Genomic DNA, 17,767 nt, shown 5'->3' on the forward strand with positions numbered 1-17,767 from the left:
CCCGTCGCCGGGGTCGGTGTCAGCTTGGCGCTGATCTTGGGACGGGGATGCCATGTCGAGCGGTGTTGAATTGACGGTCATGTCGCCGGTCGTGGCGATAGCCACGGTCGGGGTACTGGGGGTCGGCGCGCAGCTCTGGGCGTGGCGGATGAACGTTCCCGCCATCGTGCTGCTGCTGGCGGCCGGTTTCCTCGTGGGGCCGGTGTTCGGCCTCCTTGATCCGGCGCGCGACATCGGGCCCCTGACCGGGCCAATGGTCTCCATCGCCGTGGCGATCATCCTGTTCGAGGGCGGTCTGACCCTCAACTTCAAGACCCTGCGCGGGGCCGAGCGCGGGGTGTTCCGCCTCGTGGTGCTGGGCGCGCCCTTGGGATGGATCCTCTCGACCCTCGCGCTGCGCTACGGCGCGGGGCTGGGGTGGGAGGCCTCGACCGTGTTCGGCGGCATCATGATCGTCACCGGCCCGACCGTCATCGCCCCCCTGCTGCGTGGCGCGCGAATGAAACGGCGGCCGGCGCAATTGCTGCAATGGGAAGCCATCGTCAACGATCCCATCGGGGCGCTCGCCGCCGTTCTGGCGTTCACCGTGGTGCAGGTCTGGCACACCAATGCCTCGGGCAGCGAGATGGCGTTCCAGCTGATCCTCGGCGTGGTCGTGGCTTCGGTCGTGGGCCTCGGCGCGGGGTTCTTGCTGACCCAGAGCTTCCGCCGGGGCTGGGTGCCCGAATACATGAAGGTGCCGGTGCTGTTCGTGGCGCTGCTGGGCGCCTTTGCGGCGACCGATGCGGTCCTGCACGAAAGCGGGCTGTTGGCGGTGACGATCATGGGCATCTGGCTCGCCAATGCAGAGCTCGCCTCCTACGAGGAGATCCGCCGCTTCAAGGAGCATGCGACCACGCTCCTCGTCTCGGGCGTGTTCATCCTGCTGACGGCCTCGATCGATCTGGAGATGTTGCAGGCCCTGTCGTGGCGCGCCGCGTTGCTCGTCGTGCTGGTCATGGTGGTGGCCCGGCCCGCGACGGTGCTGCTGTCGCTTCTGGGCACAGATATCCCGTGGCGCGAGCGGGTGTTGGTGGCGTTGACCGGTCCGCGCGGGGTGGTGCTGGTCGCGGTGGCGGGCCTGTTCGGCGAGCGCCTCGCCGCGCTGGGGATCGCGGATGGCGAGTCGATTGCGCCCCTCGCCTTTGTGCTGGTGGCGGCGACGGTGATCCTGCACGGCTTCACCCTCGCTCCGGTCGCGCGGGCGCTGGGGCTTGCCAGTCAGGACAAGCGCGGGGTGATGATGGTGGGCGCGGCGCCGTGGTCCATCGCGCTGGCCGAGGCGTTGAACCGGGCGGGCGTCCCGGTCCTTCTGTGCGATCTCAACCATTACCGGCTGCGGCAGGCGCGTGAGCGAGGCATCCGCACCTATTACGGCGATGTCCTTGCCGAGGCGACGGAGCATAACGTGCAGCTGTCCGAGTTCGAGCGGCTGGTCGCGCTGACCGACAACGACGCCTACAACACGCTGATCACCACCGACCTCGGGCCCGAGCTGGGGCGGGACAACGTGTTCCAGCTGCCCCGCACCGCGCCGGAGAATGCCCGCCATGCCTTGCCCTCGACGCTGGGCGGCCGTCCCTTCGGGCAATCGGCCAGCTACGGCGAGATGTCGGCGCATCACGCGGCGGGTTGGGAGTTCCGGATCACCAAGCTGACCGAGCAATACACCCTCGAAGACTGGCGCGCCGCGCGGCCCGAGTCGCGCATCATGGCGGTCCTCTATCCCAACAACGCGCTGCGCTTCCCGACCGAGGACGACAGCCTGCGCGCCGGAGCCGGCGCGCAGATCCTGCATTTCTCGCCTCCGGCCCCGCGAGAGGCCGCCGCTGCCTCGGAACCCGCGCCGGCCTAAGCGCCGCCGGGTCAGGCCAAGGCGCCGGTCCGGTGTTCTTTCCACATCAGTGTGGCCTTCCCGCCAAGGGTGGCGAAGGGTTCAGGCGGAATGCGCGGGGGCCGAGGCTTTGCCGCGAAATCCGCCCCGAGGTCCGAGGAGACGCCCAACACCCGCTCCGCCGCGACGATCCCGTTGGCCGTGGCATTGGTCCCGCCGACGCCGTTGCAGCCAAGCGCCGTGATCAGACCGGGTTCGATCTCCTCGACCAAGGGCGCGCCGTTCCACGTCAGGGCCATCGCCCCGCCCCAAAGGAACTCGGTCGGCACATCCGCCAGCATCGGGAATTTCAGCGCCAGTTTGCGGCGATGCAGGGCGCCCGCACGGGCGAGGGGCCCGGCGCCCACCTCTACCGACGGGTTGTAGGTATAGCGTGCGCGGATCAGCAGCCGGTCGTCCTCCATCCCGCGGATCCGCCGCAACGTGGTGCCCATCGCCAGCGCCGGAGTGCCCGCCCAGTCCCGCGCGCCTCCCAGTCGCGAGGGATCAAAGGCGCGGGTCATCGAGGCATAGGTGAAGACGGGCATCAGCCGTCGCGGCACCAGCCCGAACCGCCCGGCATGACCGTTGCAGGCGAGGATCACCTTACCCGCCGTGACCGCCCCTTGCGCCGTCGTCACCCGCCAGAAGTTGCCTTGCCGCGCGATAGCGGTGACTGCCGAATACTCGTGCACCGGGCAGGGCAGGGCGTCGGCCAAGGCGCGGACATAGGCGGCGGGCTGGATCATCACCGTGCCCGGCGTGAACAGGGCCGAGGTGAAGCTCTCGGTGCCGGTCAGCGCGGTGACCTCGGCGGCCGAGAGCAACCGATGCGGTTCCTCCAGACGGTCCAGCTGCGCGGCATAGGCGATCAGGTGGCGGTCGCCCTCGGTATTGGCGGAAAACGAATAGCGGCCACAGGGATCGACGATCTCGCGCCCGAGGTTGAGGCCGGTGGCGATGGCAATCGCGGCACGGTTCTTGGCGATCGCACGCCGCGCGGTGTCCAGGTGATCGCCTCCCAGTTTCCCCGCCGAGACGTCATGCGGCAGGTCGATCAGGAAGCCCGAGTTGCGCCCGGCCGGCCCCTCGCCGATCTCGCCGGCCTCCAGCAGCATGACCGAGAGCGTCGAGTCAGCCTGCGTCAGCACCCGCGCGGCGGCGAGGCCGGCGAAACCGCCGCCGACCACGACCACATCGGCACTGGCCCCAGCCTGCAGGGCGGGCTTGGTCTGCCGCGGGGGCAGCAATGCGGTCCAGCCGCAGGGGCCGGGGTGCCGGGGCAGGGCGCCCCGAAACCGATAGCCGCTCATCAGAGGGCTTCCCGCTCGGCCAGATCCGCCAGCGCCGCGTGCAGCGCGTGCAGCTTGGCCGGATCGAGGGGGCGCAGCGGCTTGCGCGGCTGGCCGGCGCCGTAGCCGGTGATCTCGGCCGCGGCATAGACCGATTGGACGTAATCTCCGGCCCAGATCAGGGTCATCACCGCCTCCAAGGGGCGCCAGAGGTCGCGCGCCTCGGCCCATTGGCCAGCCATCGCCGCGCGCACCACGGCGAGGCAGGTCTTCGGTGCGAAGTTCGCCCCGCCCCAGATCAGCCCCGCCGCCCCGGCCAGCATCGCATAGGGCACCAGCGGATCGGCACCGTTCATCACCGGCAGCCCGGTGCGGATCAACGCGGCCTGCGCGGCCAGATCGCCGCTCGAATCCTTGACCGAGGCGAAACCCGGGATCGCTGCCAGTTGGCGGTACAGATCCGGCGTGATCTCAACGCCCACGGCATGCGGGACGTTATAGCCGATCAGCGGCAGGCCGGCGGCGCAGACCTCGGCGTAGAAATCGACGATGCCGGCGTCGTCGGACGGCCCCTCGAAGAACGGCGGCAGGACCATGACCCCGTCAGCCCCCGCATCGCGCGCGGCCTTGGTGCGGGCGACCACATCCTCGACCCGCAGGGCCGAGGTCTGGGCGATCACCCGCGCGCGCCCGTCGATCAGGCGGCAGCCCTGCGCGATGACCTGCTGGGCCTCGGCCTCGGACAGATAGACATGCATCCCGGTGCCCGAGGACAGGACGAAGCCCGTCACCCCGGCGGCGAGATAGCGTTCGATGTTTTGCTCCAGCCGCGCGAGGTCGAGACTGCCGTCCGGCTTGAAGGGTGTGGCAAGGGCGAGGTTCAGGCCGGGAAAGGCGAAATCGGTCATGGGATGCTCCGTAGGGTGTAGATGTGTGGGGGGTCAGGGCAGGGACAGCTTCGCCATCCGGCCGCCGTCGACGGTCCAGACCTGCCCGGTGACGAAGCCCGCATCGTCCGAGGCGAGCCAGCTGGCCAGTGCGGCGACTTCCTCGGGGCGACCAGTGCGGCCGACCGGATGGATCCGCCCGATCTCGCGCCGGAAGGCCGTGGGGTCGGGCATGGCGTCGACGAAGGCCTCGTTCAGCTCGGTGTCGATCCAGCCCGGCGCGATGGCGTTGCAGCGGATGCCCTCGGCCCCGTGATCGACGGCAACGGCGCGGGTCAGCCCGTGCAGCCCGGCTTTGCTGGCGCAATACGCGGCGTGGTGGGGTTCGAGCCCAGTCCCTCGATGGAACCGATGTTGACGATGCTGCCGCGCCCAACCCGCAAGGCCGGCAGCGCGGCCTTGATCATCAGGAACGGCGCGGTGAGGTTCACCGCCAGCGTGCGTTGCCAATCCTCAAGGCTCATGTCCTCGACCCGCGCCTCCTGCATGACACCCGCGTTGTTCACGAGGATATCGAGCCGCCCGGCGCGGGCGATGACCTCGGCCACCACGGCGGCGGGGCTCGAGGGATCGGCCATGTCGGCGGCGATCCCCTCGAACTCGCTGTCCACCCCCCGCTGCGCGGTGAACACACGCGCGCCGTCCTCGGCCAGACGCCGGGCAATCGCCTGCCCGATGCCGGAACGCCCGCCGGTGACCAGCGCGACCTTGCCCTGATGCCGGCTCATGCCACGGCCTTTCCGCCGTTCACCTCGACCAGCGCGCCGACCATGTAGCGCGCGGCGTCCGAGGCGAGGAACAGGATCACGTCGGCGATATCCTCGGGCTCGGCGATGCGGCCCAGCGGCACGGTCGTGCCGAGCTGTGCCACCGCCTTGTCCGGGTCGAAGCCCCGGCGCGCGAAGCCCGTGCGCAGCATCGGCGTGTTCACCTCGTTCGGGCAGACGGCGTTGATGCGGATGCCTTGCGGCGCGTGGTCCATGCCCATGCATTGCGTCAGCGACGCGAGCGCGGCCTTGGTCATGCAATAGACCGCGTGGTTCGGACCGGGATGCAGCCCCCAGCACGAGGCGACGTTGACGATCGCGCCGCCGCCCGAGGCCGCCATCAGCGGGATCGCTGCGCGGCAGACGCGGAACGGGGCCTCGACATTGACCCCGAGCGACAGGGCCCAGTCGGCATCCGTGGTCTCGGTCACCTGGCCGCGGGTGATGACGCCCGCGTTGTTGACGACGATATCGAGCCGCCCCAGCGCCGCCAGCGCCGCGCCCGGCAGCGCGTCGGCATAGGCGGGGTCGAGAAGGTCACCCGGCAGATGCGCCTCCGCCTCGACGCCCGAGACATCGCGGTCGGCGACCGCCACGCGCACGCCCTGCGTCCTCAGCGCCCGGACAACGGCCAAGCCGATACCCCCGGCGGCGCCCGTGACGAGCGCGCCCTTTCCCTGCAAATCCATGATATTGTCCTTAGTTGAACGAGAGAATGGGGGCGCCGAACAGGCTTTCGTCCGGCACCACGCCGAGACCCGGACCCGTCGGCAGGGCGATATGGCCATTCTCGATCCGCACGCCGTTCTGCGGGTCGTAATGGCCGTCGATATAGGGCTGCGCCAGCCAGACGCCCTCCATCAGCCGGGGCTGGACGGTCGCGCCGATATGGGTGCAGGCGGCGGCGATGATATCCCCGCCCCAGGCGTCGTCGCAGGTATGCGGTAGGGCGCGGGCCTCGCAGATGTCGCGGAAGACGGCCATCGGTTGCAGCCCGCCGATGCGCGTGACCTTCATGCCGAAGCCATCGACCAGCCCCTGTCCGGCGACACGGATCACCGTCGCCAGATCCTCGCCGGCCTCGTCGAGATAGATCGGATGGCGCACCTGCGCGCGGATCGCGGCGATCTCCTCGATGGAATTGGTTGGCTGCTCCATGATTAGCGGGATCTGCGCGCATTCAAGGCTGAGGCGCAGCGCGTCGCGCGTGGGCAGCCCCCGGTTGCCATCGGCGGCGAGGCGGATGCCCTTGCCGCCGATCCGTTCCCAGACCTTGCGCAGCGTCTCGATATCCTGCTCGACCGGACGACCGCCGATCTTCACCTGCAGGCGGGGATAGCCCTCGGCCACCTTCTCGGCGGTGATGCGGGCGATCTCGTCGGGCTCGCCGACGCCGGTGGCGTAGTAGGAAGGCACGCGCTCGGTCACCGCGCCGCCCAGAAGGTCGGCCACGCGGACGCCGTAAGCCTTGCCCATCAGGTCATGCGCGGCGATGTCGATCGCGGCCTTGGCATAGCGGTGACCGTTCAGCAGCCCATCCATCCGCCGGCGCAGGGTCAGGGGCGTCAGTGCCTCGGCGCCGATCAGGCCTTGGCCCATCTCGGTCAGCGCGGCGATGGCGCCGCGCGCATGGTGTGGCTGATAGGTCGGGCCGACCGGGCAGGTCTCGCCCCAGCCAATAAGGCCGGTGTCGGTGACGAGCTTCACTAGCGTCGTCTCCAAGGACCAGACCATCGCATTGGCCATGCGGTAGGGGCCGTTCTTGACCGGCAGGGAGTGCGAATAGACGTGCAGTTCCGCGATTTTCATGGGGGGCTCGCAGCGGGGTGGGGGATCAGGTCAGGCCCTCGGCCGCGAGAGCGGCGCGGGCGGCATAGAGGGCGGCTTCGGTGGCTGTTTCGAGGCCCTGCAGGCGCGCGGCCTGCGTCATGCCCTCGTGCAGAAGGAACAGCGTGGCCGCGAGATGGTCGAGGTTCCGCCCCGGCGCGACATGCGCAAGGCGACGGTTGAATTGCCGGGCGAGGCGGGCCTTGTGGTCCTTGATCACCGCCTCGATCGCCGCGTTGTCCGGGTATTGAGCCAGCGCGTTGAGGAACAGGCAGCCGGTATTGGCCGCCTGATGCAGCCATTCACCCAGCCGGACCAGCGGGTAGAGCACATGGTCGATCCCGTCCTCGGGCCCTCCGGACAGCCACGCGTCATAGGTCCGGTCGCGTTGTTCCAGCGCGCCGATGATCATCGCCTCGCGGCTGGGAAAGTGGCGGTAGAGCGTGCGCAACGAGACATCGGCCTCGGCGCGCAGGGCTTCGACGCCTTGATCGGCGAAGCCTGCCTCGGCGAACGAGCGCTCCAGTTCCACGGCGATTCGGGTGCGAATATCGGTCATGGGAGCATCGGTAGAGCGATCACTCTCCCTCTGTAAATCGAAAAGTAGACAACATGTCTTCTTTTCCGATCCCCGACGACCCCGAGAGTCGTTTCCTGCAAGGGGATTTCGTTTTCCTGCAAGTCTTGCGCCGGCCACCCCGTCATTTTCGAAGGGAACACGGAGACCCAGCCATGAGCGACATCCAAGCCCCCGCCCGCAGCCGCTCTGGTGGCCGGGCCGCCCGCCGCACCCTGCGCACCACGCGCGACTTCACCATGCTGCCCGGCCTGACCCGCGCGATCCCGGAATGCGAGGTCATGGACGGCGCGCATGTCGAGAGGATCGACGCGGCCTCGATGGACATTCTGGAGAACGTCGGCGTCCAGTTCCGCGACCCCATCGCGCTGGCGGACTGGAAACGTGCCGGCGCCAAAGTTGACGGCGAGCGGGTGTTCCTGGACCGGGGTCTGGTGCGCGAGCTGATCAAGACGATCCCCGCGCAATTCACCTATCATGCCCGCAACCCGGCCAATAACGTCAAGCTGGGCGGCAAGCATTCGGTCTTCGTGCCGATGACCGGCGCGCCCTATCTGCGCGATCTGGAGGACGTGCGGCGCAATCCGCTGCTCGCCGACCTCGCCATGTTCCACAAGCTCAGCCACATGCTGCCGGCGCTGCATTCGACCGCGCATCACATCGTCGAGCCCTACGATCACCCGATCAGCCAGCGCCACCTGCGCATCACCTATTCGTCGATGAAGCATTCGGACAAGATGTTCATGGGCATGACGACCTCGCCCAAGAACGCCGAGGACGTGATGGACATGTGCGCGATCCTGTTCGGGGAGGATTTCCTCGACACCCATGCGGTCACCACCGGCAACTGCAACGGCAACTCGCCGCTGGTCTGGGATGAGACGATGCTGGGCGCGATGCGCGCCTTCGTGCGCCGCAACCAGCCGGTGCTCTGCTCGCCCTTCGTGCTGGGCGGGGCGAACACGCCCGCGTCGGTCCCGGCCTCGGTCGCGCAGCTGAATGCCGAGGCCCTGAGCGCGCTTGCCTATACGCAGGTGATCCGCAAGGGCGCGCCGGCGATCTACGGGCATTACCTGTCGACGGTCAGCATGAAGTCGGGGGCGCCGATGGCCGGCACGCCGGAGATCAGCCTGATGAACTTCATGATCGGCCAGATGGCGCGGTTCTATGACGTGCCGTGGCGGACCTCGAACACCTTGGGCGGGGCGAAGACCTTCGATGCGCAGGCGGGCTATGAGAGCGCAACGACCCTCTCCGCCGTGCTGCATGCGGGGGCCAATTACATCTGGCACTCGGCCGGCTGGAACGAGGCCGGGATGCACTGCTCGGTCGCCAAATTCGTCGTAGACGCCGAGCAATGCGCGATGGGCTACAAGATGGCCAAGGGCCCGGATTGGAGCGATTTCGACACCGCGCTGCAGGCCATTCCCGATGTCGGCCCGGGCGGCCATTACCTTGGCCATCCGCATACGCAGGAGAATTTCCAGAGCGCCTTCTTCATGCCCGAGCTGTTCGACAACAACTCGATCGAGCAATGGGTGGCCGAGGGCTCGAAGGAGATCACCCGCCGCGCGCTGGATCACGCAAAGAGCCTGCTGGCGGACTATGAGGAGCCGAAGCTTGAAGAAGGGGTGAACGAGGCGCTGCTCGACTACATCGCCCGGCGCGAGCGCGAGATCCCGGCGGTCGAGACGCTGAACCAGGATTACTGACCGCCCGATACCCCATCCGACGGGGCCCGCAGGTTTCGACCCGCGGGCACTTTGCCGTTCAAAGCCCGATCATCAACCGATAGGCATCGAGGATCGCGGCATGGATGTTGCGGCTGAACCCACCGATCAGCCACCAGCTTGGCAGCCACACTATCCTTCAGATTGCTCGCCTGCGCAGACATGTAGACGTGACGGACGGTTGCCTCGAGGCAGCTGCCGGCAGAATTGGAGGCCCGGAAGGTGTCGCCCAAGAGCGTCAGGAGCAGTAACGTCAACGCGGTCTCGGGAGAACGACCGACCGCTTCGCGCAGGGCCAATGTCCGGTGGTCCGTCAGCTCCATGACCAGCGACTCAGGCAGGGGCTTCAATGCGCCCTCGTCCTCGTCGTCGGAAGCATTGGCACCGAGCGCGTGACCTTCAGCGGTCGAACCTCGAGCTTTTCTATCGCGACTTCCAGCTCGCCGAGACGCCCCAGCACCTCTGCCCGTCGTATGAAAAATGCATTCCGGTGAAAGACAGTCGTGCGACTTCGCTGTCCTCGATAGGGCCGGATCACTGACTGCCGGGAATTGCCCGCCCGTTCGCACCCACGCTCAAGCGACGAATCGGCGTGACGAAGACCGGGATCAGGATCGCTCACCGGACGCGTCTTTCAAGCCTGCCCGCCGCGCCCCTGATGGAAGACATCCGTCCGAAGTCTGTCTCAACCCACCATCTTCGGGATCAGGAAGCCGACGAAATGAGGCCATTCAGCCGCTCATGGCCAAACCACCGACGAGGTGATTAAATTATGTGCATGGCATCATAATACGATGGAATCATTAAGTAATAACCTCCTCGTTGCGCCAAGATTCTGCCTCTTCTTCTGAGCGCAGTGACAGTTCTGTGAAAAATTTCATTGACGGTATACGAAATGGATACAAGACTGATCTCAACCTCGGCACTCAGGGAACAGACAGATGGACGGCAACGTCTCGAACACGGTTTCACAAGGGGAATGGCTGGTCGGCGTCGACGTCGGCGGCACCTTCACCGACTTCTCGGCACGCAATCTGGAGACCGGGCAGGTCAAGCTGCACAAGCGTCCCTCGACCCCGGATGATCCCGGCCGCGCGGTGATCGACGGCCTCGGCGAGCTCATTGCCAAGCACGGCATCGACCCCGTCTCGATCACCCGCTTCGCCCACGGCACCACGGTCGCCACCAACGCATTGCTGCAGCGCCGGGGCGCCCGGGTCGCGGTCGTCACCACCCGAGGCTTCCGCGATCTTCTGGAGATCGGTCGTCAGATCCGCCCGCATCTCTATGACCTGCAGCTCGACTATCCGGCGCCGCTGGCCCCGCGCGAACTGCGTTTCGAGATCGACGAACGCATCGGCGCCCGCGGCGAGATCGTCACCCCCCTGACCGACGCCGGCATCGCCGCGCTGATCGCCGATCTGAAGACCCATCCCGAGATCGAGGGCATCGCCATCTGCCTGCTGTTCTCGTATCTGAACGGCGAGCATGAAGAGAAACTCGCCGCCGCCCTGCGCGCCGCTTTCCCGGATCTGCTGGTCTCGGTCTCGCGCGAGGTGCAGCCCGAATTCCGCGAATACGAGCGGTTCTCGACCACGCTGATCAACGCCTTCCTGCAGCCCGAGGTCAGCCGCTACATCGACCGGCTGCGCGCCAAGGTCGACGACGCGGCGCCGAAGGCCAGCTTCGGCATCTTCCAATCCTCGGGCGGGCTGATGTCGGCGGCGCGGGCGGCGGAATTCCCGGTGCGCACGGCGCTCTCGGGTCCGGCGGCGGGCGCGGTCGGCGCGGCACGGGCGGGGGCTCTGTCGCAGATCGACGACATCATCACCCTCGATATCGGCGGCACCTCCAGCGATGTCTGCCTGATCCGCAAGGGCCGGACCTCGATCGCCCGGGCCCGCGATATCTCGGGCTTCAGCATCCGCCTGCCGATGGTCGATATCCACACCATCGGCGCGGGCGGCGGCTCGATCGCGGTTCTGGGCAACGACGGCTTGATGAAGGTCGGTCCGGAAAGCGCCGGCGCCGTGCCGGGGCCGGCCTGCTACAACCGCGGCGGCTCGCTGCCGACGGTGTCCGACGCCAACGCGATCCTCTCGCGTCTGCCGACGGAACTGGTGGGCGGCGGTTTCGCCCTACGCCGCGATCTGGCGGTGGCGGCGGTGCAGCCGATCGCCGACCGGCTGGGCATCAGCCTCGAGGCCGCGGCGATGGGGATCATCGATATCGTCAACTCGAACATCGTCCGGGCGATCCGTACGATCTCGGTGGAAAAGGGCCATGACCCGCGCAAATTCGCGCTGATGTCCTTCGGCGGTGCCGGCGGTCTTCACGCGGCAGAAGTGGCCCGCGCGCTGGGGATGACGCAGATCATCGTGCCGGAAGCGCCCGGTATCCTCTGCGCCGACGGCCTGATCGCCGCCGATCTGCAGGAGGATTTCGTCACCAGCTGTCACATGAAGCTGACCGGCGGCGTCGAGGATCTGGAGCAGATCGCGCAGGTCCTATTCGCGCAGGGCAAGGCCTGGCTGGAAACCGAGGCGACCGATGCGCAGGGCGAGCAGCTGCTGATGTTCCTCGACATGCGCTATGTCGGCCAGAACTATGAACTCCCGGTCGAAATCGAGGCCGAGGTCAGCGCCGATGGCCGCGTGGTCCTGCCGGGGGCCGAAGTGCTGAAGGCCGCCTTCTTCGAGACCTACGAGCGCAACTTCGGCCATCACGACCCGGCCGCGCCCGTCGAGATCGTCAACGCCCGCCTGCGTGTCCTCGCGCATCTGGCGCGCAACGACCAGCGTCAGGACTTCGTCGCCGCCGAGACCGGCGCGGCGCAGGTGATCCCGGTCTGGTTCGGCGAGGGCTACCGCGACACGCGCATCGTCGAGCGCGCGGGGCTGAAGCCCGGCGACAGCTTCGCCGGCCCCGCGATCGTCACCCAGATGGACACCACCACGATCGTTCCGCCCGACGCCACGGTGCGGATCGACGAGGCCGGCAACATGATCATGGAACTGAACAATGTCTGACCGCACGATCGACCCCATCGCGCTGGAAATCGCCTGGAACGGCCTGAAATCCATCGCCGACGAATGCTTCATCAGCATCATGCGCACGGCCTTCTCCACCAACGTGAAGGAGCGCCACGACCATTCGACCGCCATCGCCGATGCCAAGGGCCGGCTGGTCGTGCAAGCCGAGATGGCGCTGCCGATCCATCTCGCCTCGATGTCGGGGCTGTTGTCGGGGATCGTCGCGAAATACGGCGATACGATCCGTCCGGGCGATCTGTTCCTCGCCAATGACCCGCATGTCGCCGGCGGCACGCACCTGCCCGACATCAACATGGCAATGCCGATCTTCGAGGGCGAGCGGCTTCTCGGCTTTGTCGCCAACATCATCCACCACGCCGATGTTGGCGGGGCGGCGGTGGGCTCGATGTCGGGTGGGCTCGACGAGATCTACAAGGAAGGCCTGCGCATCCCGATCATGCGGCTGCATTCGGCCGGCGCGCTCAACACCGAGCTTCTGGAGCTGCTGCTCTTGAACATGCGTCTGCCGGACGAGCGCCGGGGCGATTTGAACGCGCAGGTCGCGGCCTGCCGTCTGGGCGTGATGCGGCTGGGCGAGATGGTCACGGAACTCGGTGGCGCGACGCTGGCGCAGATGTTCGACGAGATCGTCATGCGGACCGAGATGCGGATGCGGGCGGCGATCGCCACGCTGCCGGACGGGCGCTACAGCTTCGAGGATCTGATGGACGACGACGGATGCGGCACGACCGACATCCTGATCAAGCTGGCGATCACCAAATCCGGCGACAGCATCGTCTTTGATTTCGACGGCACCGACCGTCAGGTCCCCGGCAACTTCAACATGACCTGGAGCGCCACGCAGGCGGCGGTGTGCTTCGGCCTGAAGGCGCTTCTGGACCCCGAGGTCGCCAACAACCAGGGCATCTTCGACGCGATCGAGATCAAGGCCCCGGCCGGCAGCTTCGTCAACTGCGTGTTCCCGGCGGCGGTGGCGATGCGGGCGAACTCGTGCCAGCGCGTCGTCGATTGCGTGTTCGGCGCCCTGGCCGAGGCCGTACCCGGCAAGGTGGTCGCGGCCACCAACGGGGCCAACACCAGCGCCGTCTTCGCCGGTGTCGATCCGCGCAACGGGCAGGCCTATGTCTATCTCGAGACTTTGGGCGGCGGCATGGGTGCGCGGGCCACGCATGACGGCAAGGACGCGGTGCAGGTGAACATCACCAACACCTCGAACCTGCCGGTCGAGGCGATCGAACTCGAATACCCGCTGCGCGTCGAGGAATATTCACTGGTCACCGATACTGCCGGCGCGGGCCGCTATCGCGGCGGTCTGGGCATGCGCCGGGTGATCCGTCCGGTGGATCATACCTGCGAATTCAACGGGGTGGGCGAACGCTTCCGCCACAAGCCCTGGGGCCTGTTCGGCGGGCGCGAGGGCGCGGCCGGTCGCTTCCTGATCCGCAAGGACGACGGCAGCGTCACCTCGCTGGCGCCGAAAGCCAGCGAGATCCGCCTCTCGCCCGACGCGGCGGCGGTGATGGAGACGCCGGGCGCCGGTGGCTATGGCCGCCCCGAGGAGCGCAGCGCCGAGGATTTCGCCCGCGACAAGGCCTCGGGCAAGTTCTCCGACCAATGGCTGCACGAGAATTACCCGCAATTCGCCGCGGCCCCGGCCAATGCCGGCTGAGGCAGCGCGCGGCTGACAGACTTCCGGTCGGGCGGTGACGATCCGCCGCCCCTCCGCCAGAACGACGACCAACAATCAAACTACAGGGAAATGAGACGATGACTATCACGGCCAAGATCCTGACCGCCTCGGCGGTCCTTGTCGCCGGGCTGATGCCTGCGCAAGCCCAGCAGGTTCGTTGGGACATGGCGACGGAATACGGCGAGAGCACGATGCTGGGGCAGACCCAGCTCGCCTTCTCGCAGAAGCTCGCAGAAATCAGCAACGGCGAGATAGAGATCACCAACCATTTCGGCGGTTCGATCGGCTTCGGCTCGCTGGAGCAATTCGACGCCGTGGGCGAGGGCCTTCTGCCGATCGCCAGCACCTCTGTCGGTCAGGTCGCGGGGATCGAGCCGATCTTCCTGCTGCCCTCGCTCCCGTTCCTCGCCGCCGATACCGATGCCTCGCATCTTCTGTGGGAAGTCGCCCGTCCGGCTTATGAGGAAGCGTTCGCCCGCAACAACCAGGTTCTGCTGTTCGGTGTGCCGTTCACGCCGGCGGGCATCTGGGCCGACATGCCGATCCTGTCGCCGACCGATCTGGACAGCCTGATCGTGCGCGCTTGGGATGCCTCGGGCACGCAGACCCTGCAGCAAGCTGGTGCGCATGCCGTGCAGATGGGCTGGGCCGATGTTCCGGCGCAGCTGGCGACCGGCGGAATTCAGGCCGTGCTGACCTCGGCCGATGGTGGGGCTTCGGCCAACTTCTGGGAATTCCTCGATAACTTCACCGCCATCAATTACTCCCAGTCGGTCAACATGATCCATGTGAACCGTGACGAATGGGACGCACTGAGCGACGAACAGCGGGCGTGGGTTCTGGAAGCCGCGGAATTTGCCGAAACGCAAGGCTGGGAACAGCTGCGGACCCGCATCGACGAGCTGTATGTCCAAATGGAAGGCCATGGCATGACCATCACCCGCGAAATCTCGCCTGAATTCGCAAGCCAGCTGCGGGCTGCGGGCGAGGTGGTCTACACCGATTGGCTGCAGCGGGTCGGACCGGCCGGGCAAGAGGTGCTTGACGCCTTCGCCGCGGCACAGTCCGAATAACCCCGCTAGGGCAGACCGGGGCGGCCCGGGGGCCGCTCCGGGACGCCTCAACCTTTCGGAGACAGGACTGCCGATGTTCAGGACGTTTGAATCCCTCGTCGAAAAGCTGATGGCGCTGGGGCTGGTGCTCGCGCAGTTGCTGATCGTCTACATGATGCTGCACATCCTGCTGGAGATCGTGCTGCGCGTCTTCTTCCACACCTCGACCTATTCGATGCAGGAATTCGTGGGCTATGCGTTGGCCGGCATGGTGTTCCTCGGCCTCGGCGACACGTTCTACCAGCGGCGCCATGTGCGCGTCGGCTTGCTGATCAGCGCCCTGCCGCCCGCCGCGCAAAAGGTTCTCGACCTGAGCTGCCTGATCGCCACGGGCTTCGTGATGTCGTGGCTGACCAGCGTGGTCTGGTCGGTTTTCCAGCGTGACCTCGCCCGCGGATCGGTCAGCCCGACCGTCATGGCTGTGCCGAACTGGATCATCGACCTCGTGATCCTGACCGGCCTTGTGCTGTTCCTGCTGCAGATCGTCACGACGACCATCCGCACCGCCATTTCCGGCATGAAACCCGACGCTTCTCCCGAAGGCGAGTGAGATCATGGATCCCATCCTCATCGCGGCGCTGACCCTTGCGCTGATCATCCTCTTCCTCGGCGCGGGCGTCTGGGTCTTCGCGGGCTTGCTCCTCGTCTCCAGCAGCGCGCTGTATTTCCTGCTCGACATGAACCCGGCGCGGATCGGCGGCATCATGGGCTCGCTGATCATGCGCAGCGCCACCTCGGCCGATGTCGCGGCCATCCCGCTGTTCGTCTGGATGGGCGAGTTGCTGCTGCGCACCGATGTCTCGCGCCGCATGTTCGAGGGGCTGACCCCGATCGCCAACCACCTGCCGGGACGCCTGCTGCACACCAACGTGCTGGGCTCGGCCCTGTTCGCGGCAATCTGCGGATCGAGCGCGGCGACCACCGCGACGGTGGGCAAGATCACGGCCTACGAACTCGACCGCCGGGGCTATGATCGGGCGCTGAACTTCGGCTCGCTGGCCGGGGCCGGCAGCCTCGGTCTGCTGATCCCGCCGTCCGTTGTGCTGATCGTCTACGGCGTGCTGGCCGAGGTCTCGATCACGCGGCTGTTCCTTGCGGGGATCGTGCCGGGCCTGCTGATGGCCGCGCTGTTCTCGGGCTGGATCAGCCTGCGCTGCCTGATGGACGACAGCCTCGCGCCGCGCGCCCCCAAGACCGGCTTCCGTGACCTGCTGCGCGGGTTGTGGCTGCTGCTGCCGGTGCTGGTGCTGATCGTCCTCGTGCTGGGATCGATCTATTCGGGCTATGCGACCCCGTCGGAATCTGGCGCGGTAGCGGTGGGCGCGACGCTCTTGATGACCTTGGGCATGGGTCAGCTCAACTTCCGCATCGTCCGCGAGAGCCTCCGCTCGGCCGCCTATACCAGCTGCATGATCATCGCGATCCTGATCACCGCCTCGTTCCTGTCGACGGCAATGGCCTATCTGCATGTGCCGCAACAGGTGGCCGGGCTGATCGCCCATATGGACCTGTCTCCCTACGAGCTGATTGCCGTGCTGGCCGTGTTCTTCGTCATGCTGGGCATGTTCCTTGAGGGCATCTCGATCACCGTGATCTCCTTGCCGATCACCCTGCCGCTGGTCACCGCCGCGGGCTTCGATCCGATCTGGTTCGGCATCTTCCTTGTGATCATGACCGAGCTTGCGCAGATCACGCCGCCGGTCGGTTTCAACCTGTTCATCCTGCAGAACCTGTCGTCGCAATCCATGCTGAAGATCGCCGTCTATGCGGTGCCGTTCTTCCTGATCATGTGCCTGACCGTGACGATCCTCACCCTCTGGCCGCCCATCGTGCTGTGGTTGCCTGCCCTGATCTGACCGGACAAGACTCATGATCACACTCACCGATATCCTCGCCGCCCGTGACCGTCTGGCCGGGCAGGCCGTGCTGACCCCGCTTCTGGAGGTCCCGGCGCTGAACGATCTGGCTGGCGGGCGGGTTCTGCTGAAAGCCGAGCCGCTGCAGAAGACCGGCTCGTTCAAGTTTCGCGGGGCCTACAACCGCATCGCCATGATGACGCCCGAGGAGCGCGCGCGGGGCGTCGTCGCCTTCTCGGCCGGCAACCACGCGCAGGGCGTGGCGGCGGCGGCGCGCCGCTTCGACATGGCGGCGACCATCGTCATGCCGTCCGACGCGCCGGCGATCAAGTTGCGCAACACCCGCCGTCTGGGGGCCGAGGTCGTCACCTACGACCGCCAGCGCGACGACCGCGAAGCCATCGCCCGCGAGGTTCAGGCGCGCTCGGGCGCGATCCTGATCCCGCCCTATGACGACGAAGGGGTGATGGCCGGGCAGGGCACCATCGGGCTGGAGATCGCGGGGCAATGCGCGGCCCTGGGGCTGGTGCCGGATCTTCTGGCCTGCCCGGTCGGCGGCGGGGGCCTGATGGCCGGGATCGCGACGGCACTGGCGGTGCTGCTGCCCGCGACCCGCCTCTATGCCGTCGAGCCCGAGGGCCATGACGACACCGCCCGCTCGCTGGCGGCCGGCAAGCGGTTGGCGAACGAGGGCGCGCCGGCCTCGATCTGCGACGCGATCCTGACTGCGATCCCCGGCCAGACGACCTTCCCCGTGCTGAAGGCGCATCTGACGGGCGGCGTCGCGGTCTCGGATGCCGCGGTGCGCGACGCGGTGAACCTGCTCTACGATGAGGCGAAGCTGGTGGTGGAACCCGGCGGCGCCGTGGGGCTGGCCGCGATCCTGTCGGGGGCCTTGCCGCTGGACGGTGGCAGCGCCGTCGTGGTCCTGAGCGGCGGCAATATCGACCGTGCGGTGTTTGCCGGCGATATCGCGGTTTGATGGGGCGCCGCCCCTTGAGTTC

At 67.2% G+C, this 17,767-nt stretch carries 13 protein-coding genes and 2 pseudogenes; 8 read left to right on the forward strand and 7 right to left on the reverse strand.

All coding sequences use genetic code 11. The annotated features are described in order from the left end of the window. The first annotated feature begins 52 nt into the window (after positions 1-52). The gene (locus BCY78_RS04735) at positions 53-1,894 is read left to right on the forward strand and encodes a sodium:proton antiporter (RefSeq protein ID WP_068298545.1); all 1,842 of its coding nucleotides are present in this window, start codon (positions 53-55) and stop codon (positions 1,892-1,894) included. Positions 1,895-1,905: 11 nt separating this feature from the next. Here the strand turns inward: BCY78_RS04735 and BCY78_RS04740 are convergent, their stop codons facing one another. The 6 genes and pseudogenes from BCY78_RS04740 to BCY78_RS04765 all read right to left on the reverse strand — a co-directional run bounded on the left by BCY78_RS04740 (position 1,906) and on the right by BCY78_RS04765 (position 7,304). Beyond that, a complete protein-coding gene (locus BCY78_RS04740; RefSeq protein WP_068298548.1) occupies positions 1,906-3,225 on the reverse strand; it encodes an FAD-binding oxidoreductase in 1,320 nt (439 codons plus the stop codon). Continuing rightward, complete coding sequence (locus BCY78_RS04745; protein ID WP_068298550.1) at positions 3,225-4,112, reverse strand: dihydrodipicolinate synthase family protein; 888 nt, start codon at positions 4,110-4,112, stop codon at positions 3,225-3,227. The genes BCY78_RS04740 and BCY78_RS04745 overlap by 1 nt, the downstream gene beginning before the upstream one ends. A 33-nt stretch (positions 4,113-4,145) precedes the next feature. Further along, positions 4,146-4,879: pseudogene (locus BCY78_RS26295) on the reverse strand (SDR family NAD(P)-dependent oxidoreductase). Beyond that, the gene (locus tag BCY78_RS04755; RefSeq protein WP_068298553.1) at positions 4,876-5,607 is read right to left on the reverse strand and encodes an SDR family NAD(P)-dependent oxidoreductase; all 732 of its coding nucleotides are present in this window, start codon (positions 5,605-5,607) and stop codon (positions 4,876-4,878) included. The pseudogene BCY78_RS26295 and the gene BCY78_RS04755 overlap by 4 nt, the downstream one beginning before the upstream one ends. 10 nt (positions 5,608-5,617) lie before the next feature. Next, positions 5,618-6,727: a mandelate racemase/muconate lactonizing enzyme family protein gene (locus tag BCY78_RS04760; protein WP_068298557.1), complete on the reverse strand. Its 1,110-nt coding sequence runs from the start codon at positions 6,725-6,727 to the stop codon at positions 5,618-5,620. A gap of 25 nt (positions 6,728-6,752) precedes the next feature. Then, positions 6,753-7,304 (reverse strand): TetR/AcrR family transcriptional regulator, encoded by a 552-nt coding sequence (locus BCY78_RS04765; RefSeq protein WP_068298558.1) that lies wholly within the window; start codon positions 7,302-7,304, stop codon positions 6,753-6,755. Between the two features lie 173 nt (positions 7,305-7,477). Between BCY78_RS04765 and BCY78_RS04770 the strand changes: the two genes are divergently transcribed. Beyond that, positions 7,478-9,034, forward strand: a complete 1,557-nt coding sequence (locus BCY78_RS04770) for a trimethylamine methyltransferase family protein (RefSeq protein WP_068298561.1) — start codon at positions 7,478-7,480, stop codon at positions 9,032-9,034. Positions 9,035-9,156: 122 nt separating this feature from the next. Here the strand turns inward: BCY78_RS04770 and BCY78_RS25935 are convergent. Continuing rightward, a pseudogene (locus BCY78_RS25935) lies at positions 9,157-9,444 on the reverse strand (DNA-binding protein); the annotation flags it as partial. A 549-nt stretch (positions 9,445-9,993) separates the two neighbouring features. Between BCY78_RS25935 and BCY78_RS04775 the strand changes: the two are divergent. From BCY78_RS04775 to BCY78_RS04800, 6 genes are all read left to right on the forward strand, one after another. Beyond that, a complete protein-coding gene (locus BCY78_RS04775; protein ID WP_068298564.1) occupies positions 9,994-12,081 on the forward strand; it encodes a hydantoinase/oxoprolinase family protein in 2,088 nt (695 codons plus the stop codon). Then, complete coding sequence (locus tag BCY78_RS04780; protein ID WP_068298565.1) at positions 12,074-13,774, forward strand: hydantoinase B/oxoprolinase family protein; 1,701 nt, start codon at positions 12,074-12,076, stop codon at positions 13,772-13,774. The genes BCY78_RS04775 and BCY78_RS04780 overlap by 8 nt, the downstream gene beginning before the upstream one ends. 98 nt (positions 13,775-13,872) lie before the next feature. Further along, the gene (locus tag BCY78_RS04785) at positions 13,873-14,868 is read left to right on the forward strand and encodes a TRAP transporter substrate-binding protein (RefSeq protein ID WP_068298568.1); all 996 of its coding nucleotides are present in this window, start codon (positions 13,873-13,875) and stop codon (positions 14,866-14,868) included. Positions 14,869-14,941: 73 nt separating this feature from the next. Further along, positions 14,942-15,457, forward strand: coding sequence for a TRAP transporter small permease subunit (locus BCY78_RS04790; RefSeq protein ID WP_068298571.1), 516 nt, complete (start codon positions 14,942-14,944; stop codon positions 15,455-15,457). Positions 15,458-15,461: 4 nt separating this feature from the next. Beyond that, on the forward strand, positions 15,462-16,763 hold the full coding sequence (locus tag BCY78_RS04795; protein WP_068298573.1) for a TRAP transporter large permease: 1,302 nt from the start codon (positions 15,462-15,464) through the stop codon (positions 16,761-16,763). 13 nt (positions 16,764-16,776) lie between these two features. Continuing rightward, a complete protein-coding gene (locus tag BCY78_RS04800; protein ID WP_068298576.1) occupies positions 16,777-17,745 on the forward strand; it encodes a threonine/serine dehydratase in 969 nt (322 codons plus the stop codon). Positions 17,746-17,767 lie beyond the last annotated feature (22 nt).

The sequence above is a fragment of the Pararhodobacter sp. CCB-MM2 genome (assembly GCF_001691415.1).
Taxonomy (GTDB): domain Bacteria; phylum Pseudomonadota; class Alphaproteobacteria; order Rhodobacterales; family Rhodobacteraceae; genus Pararhodobacter.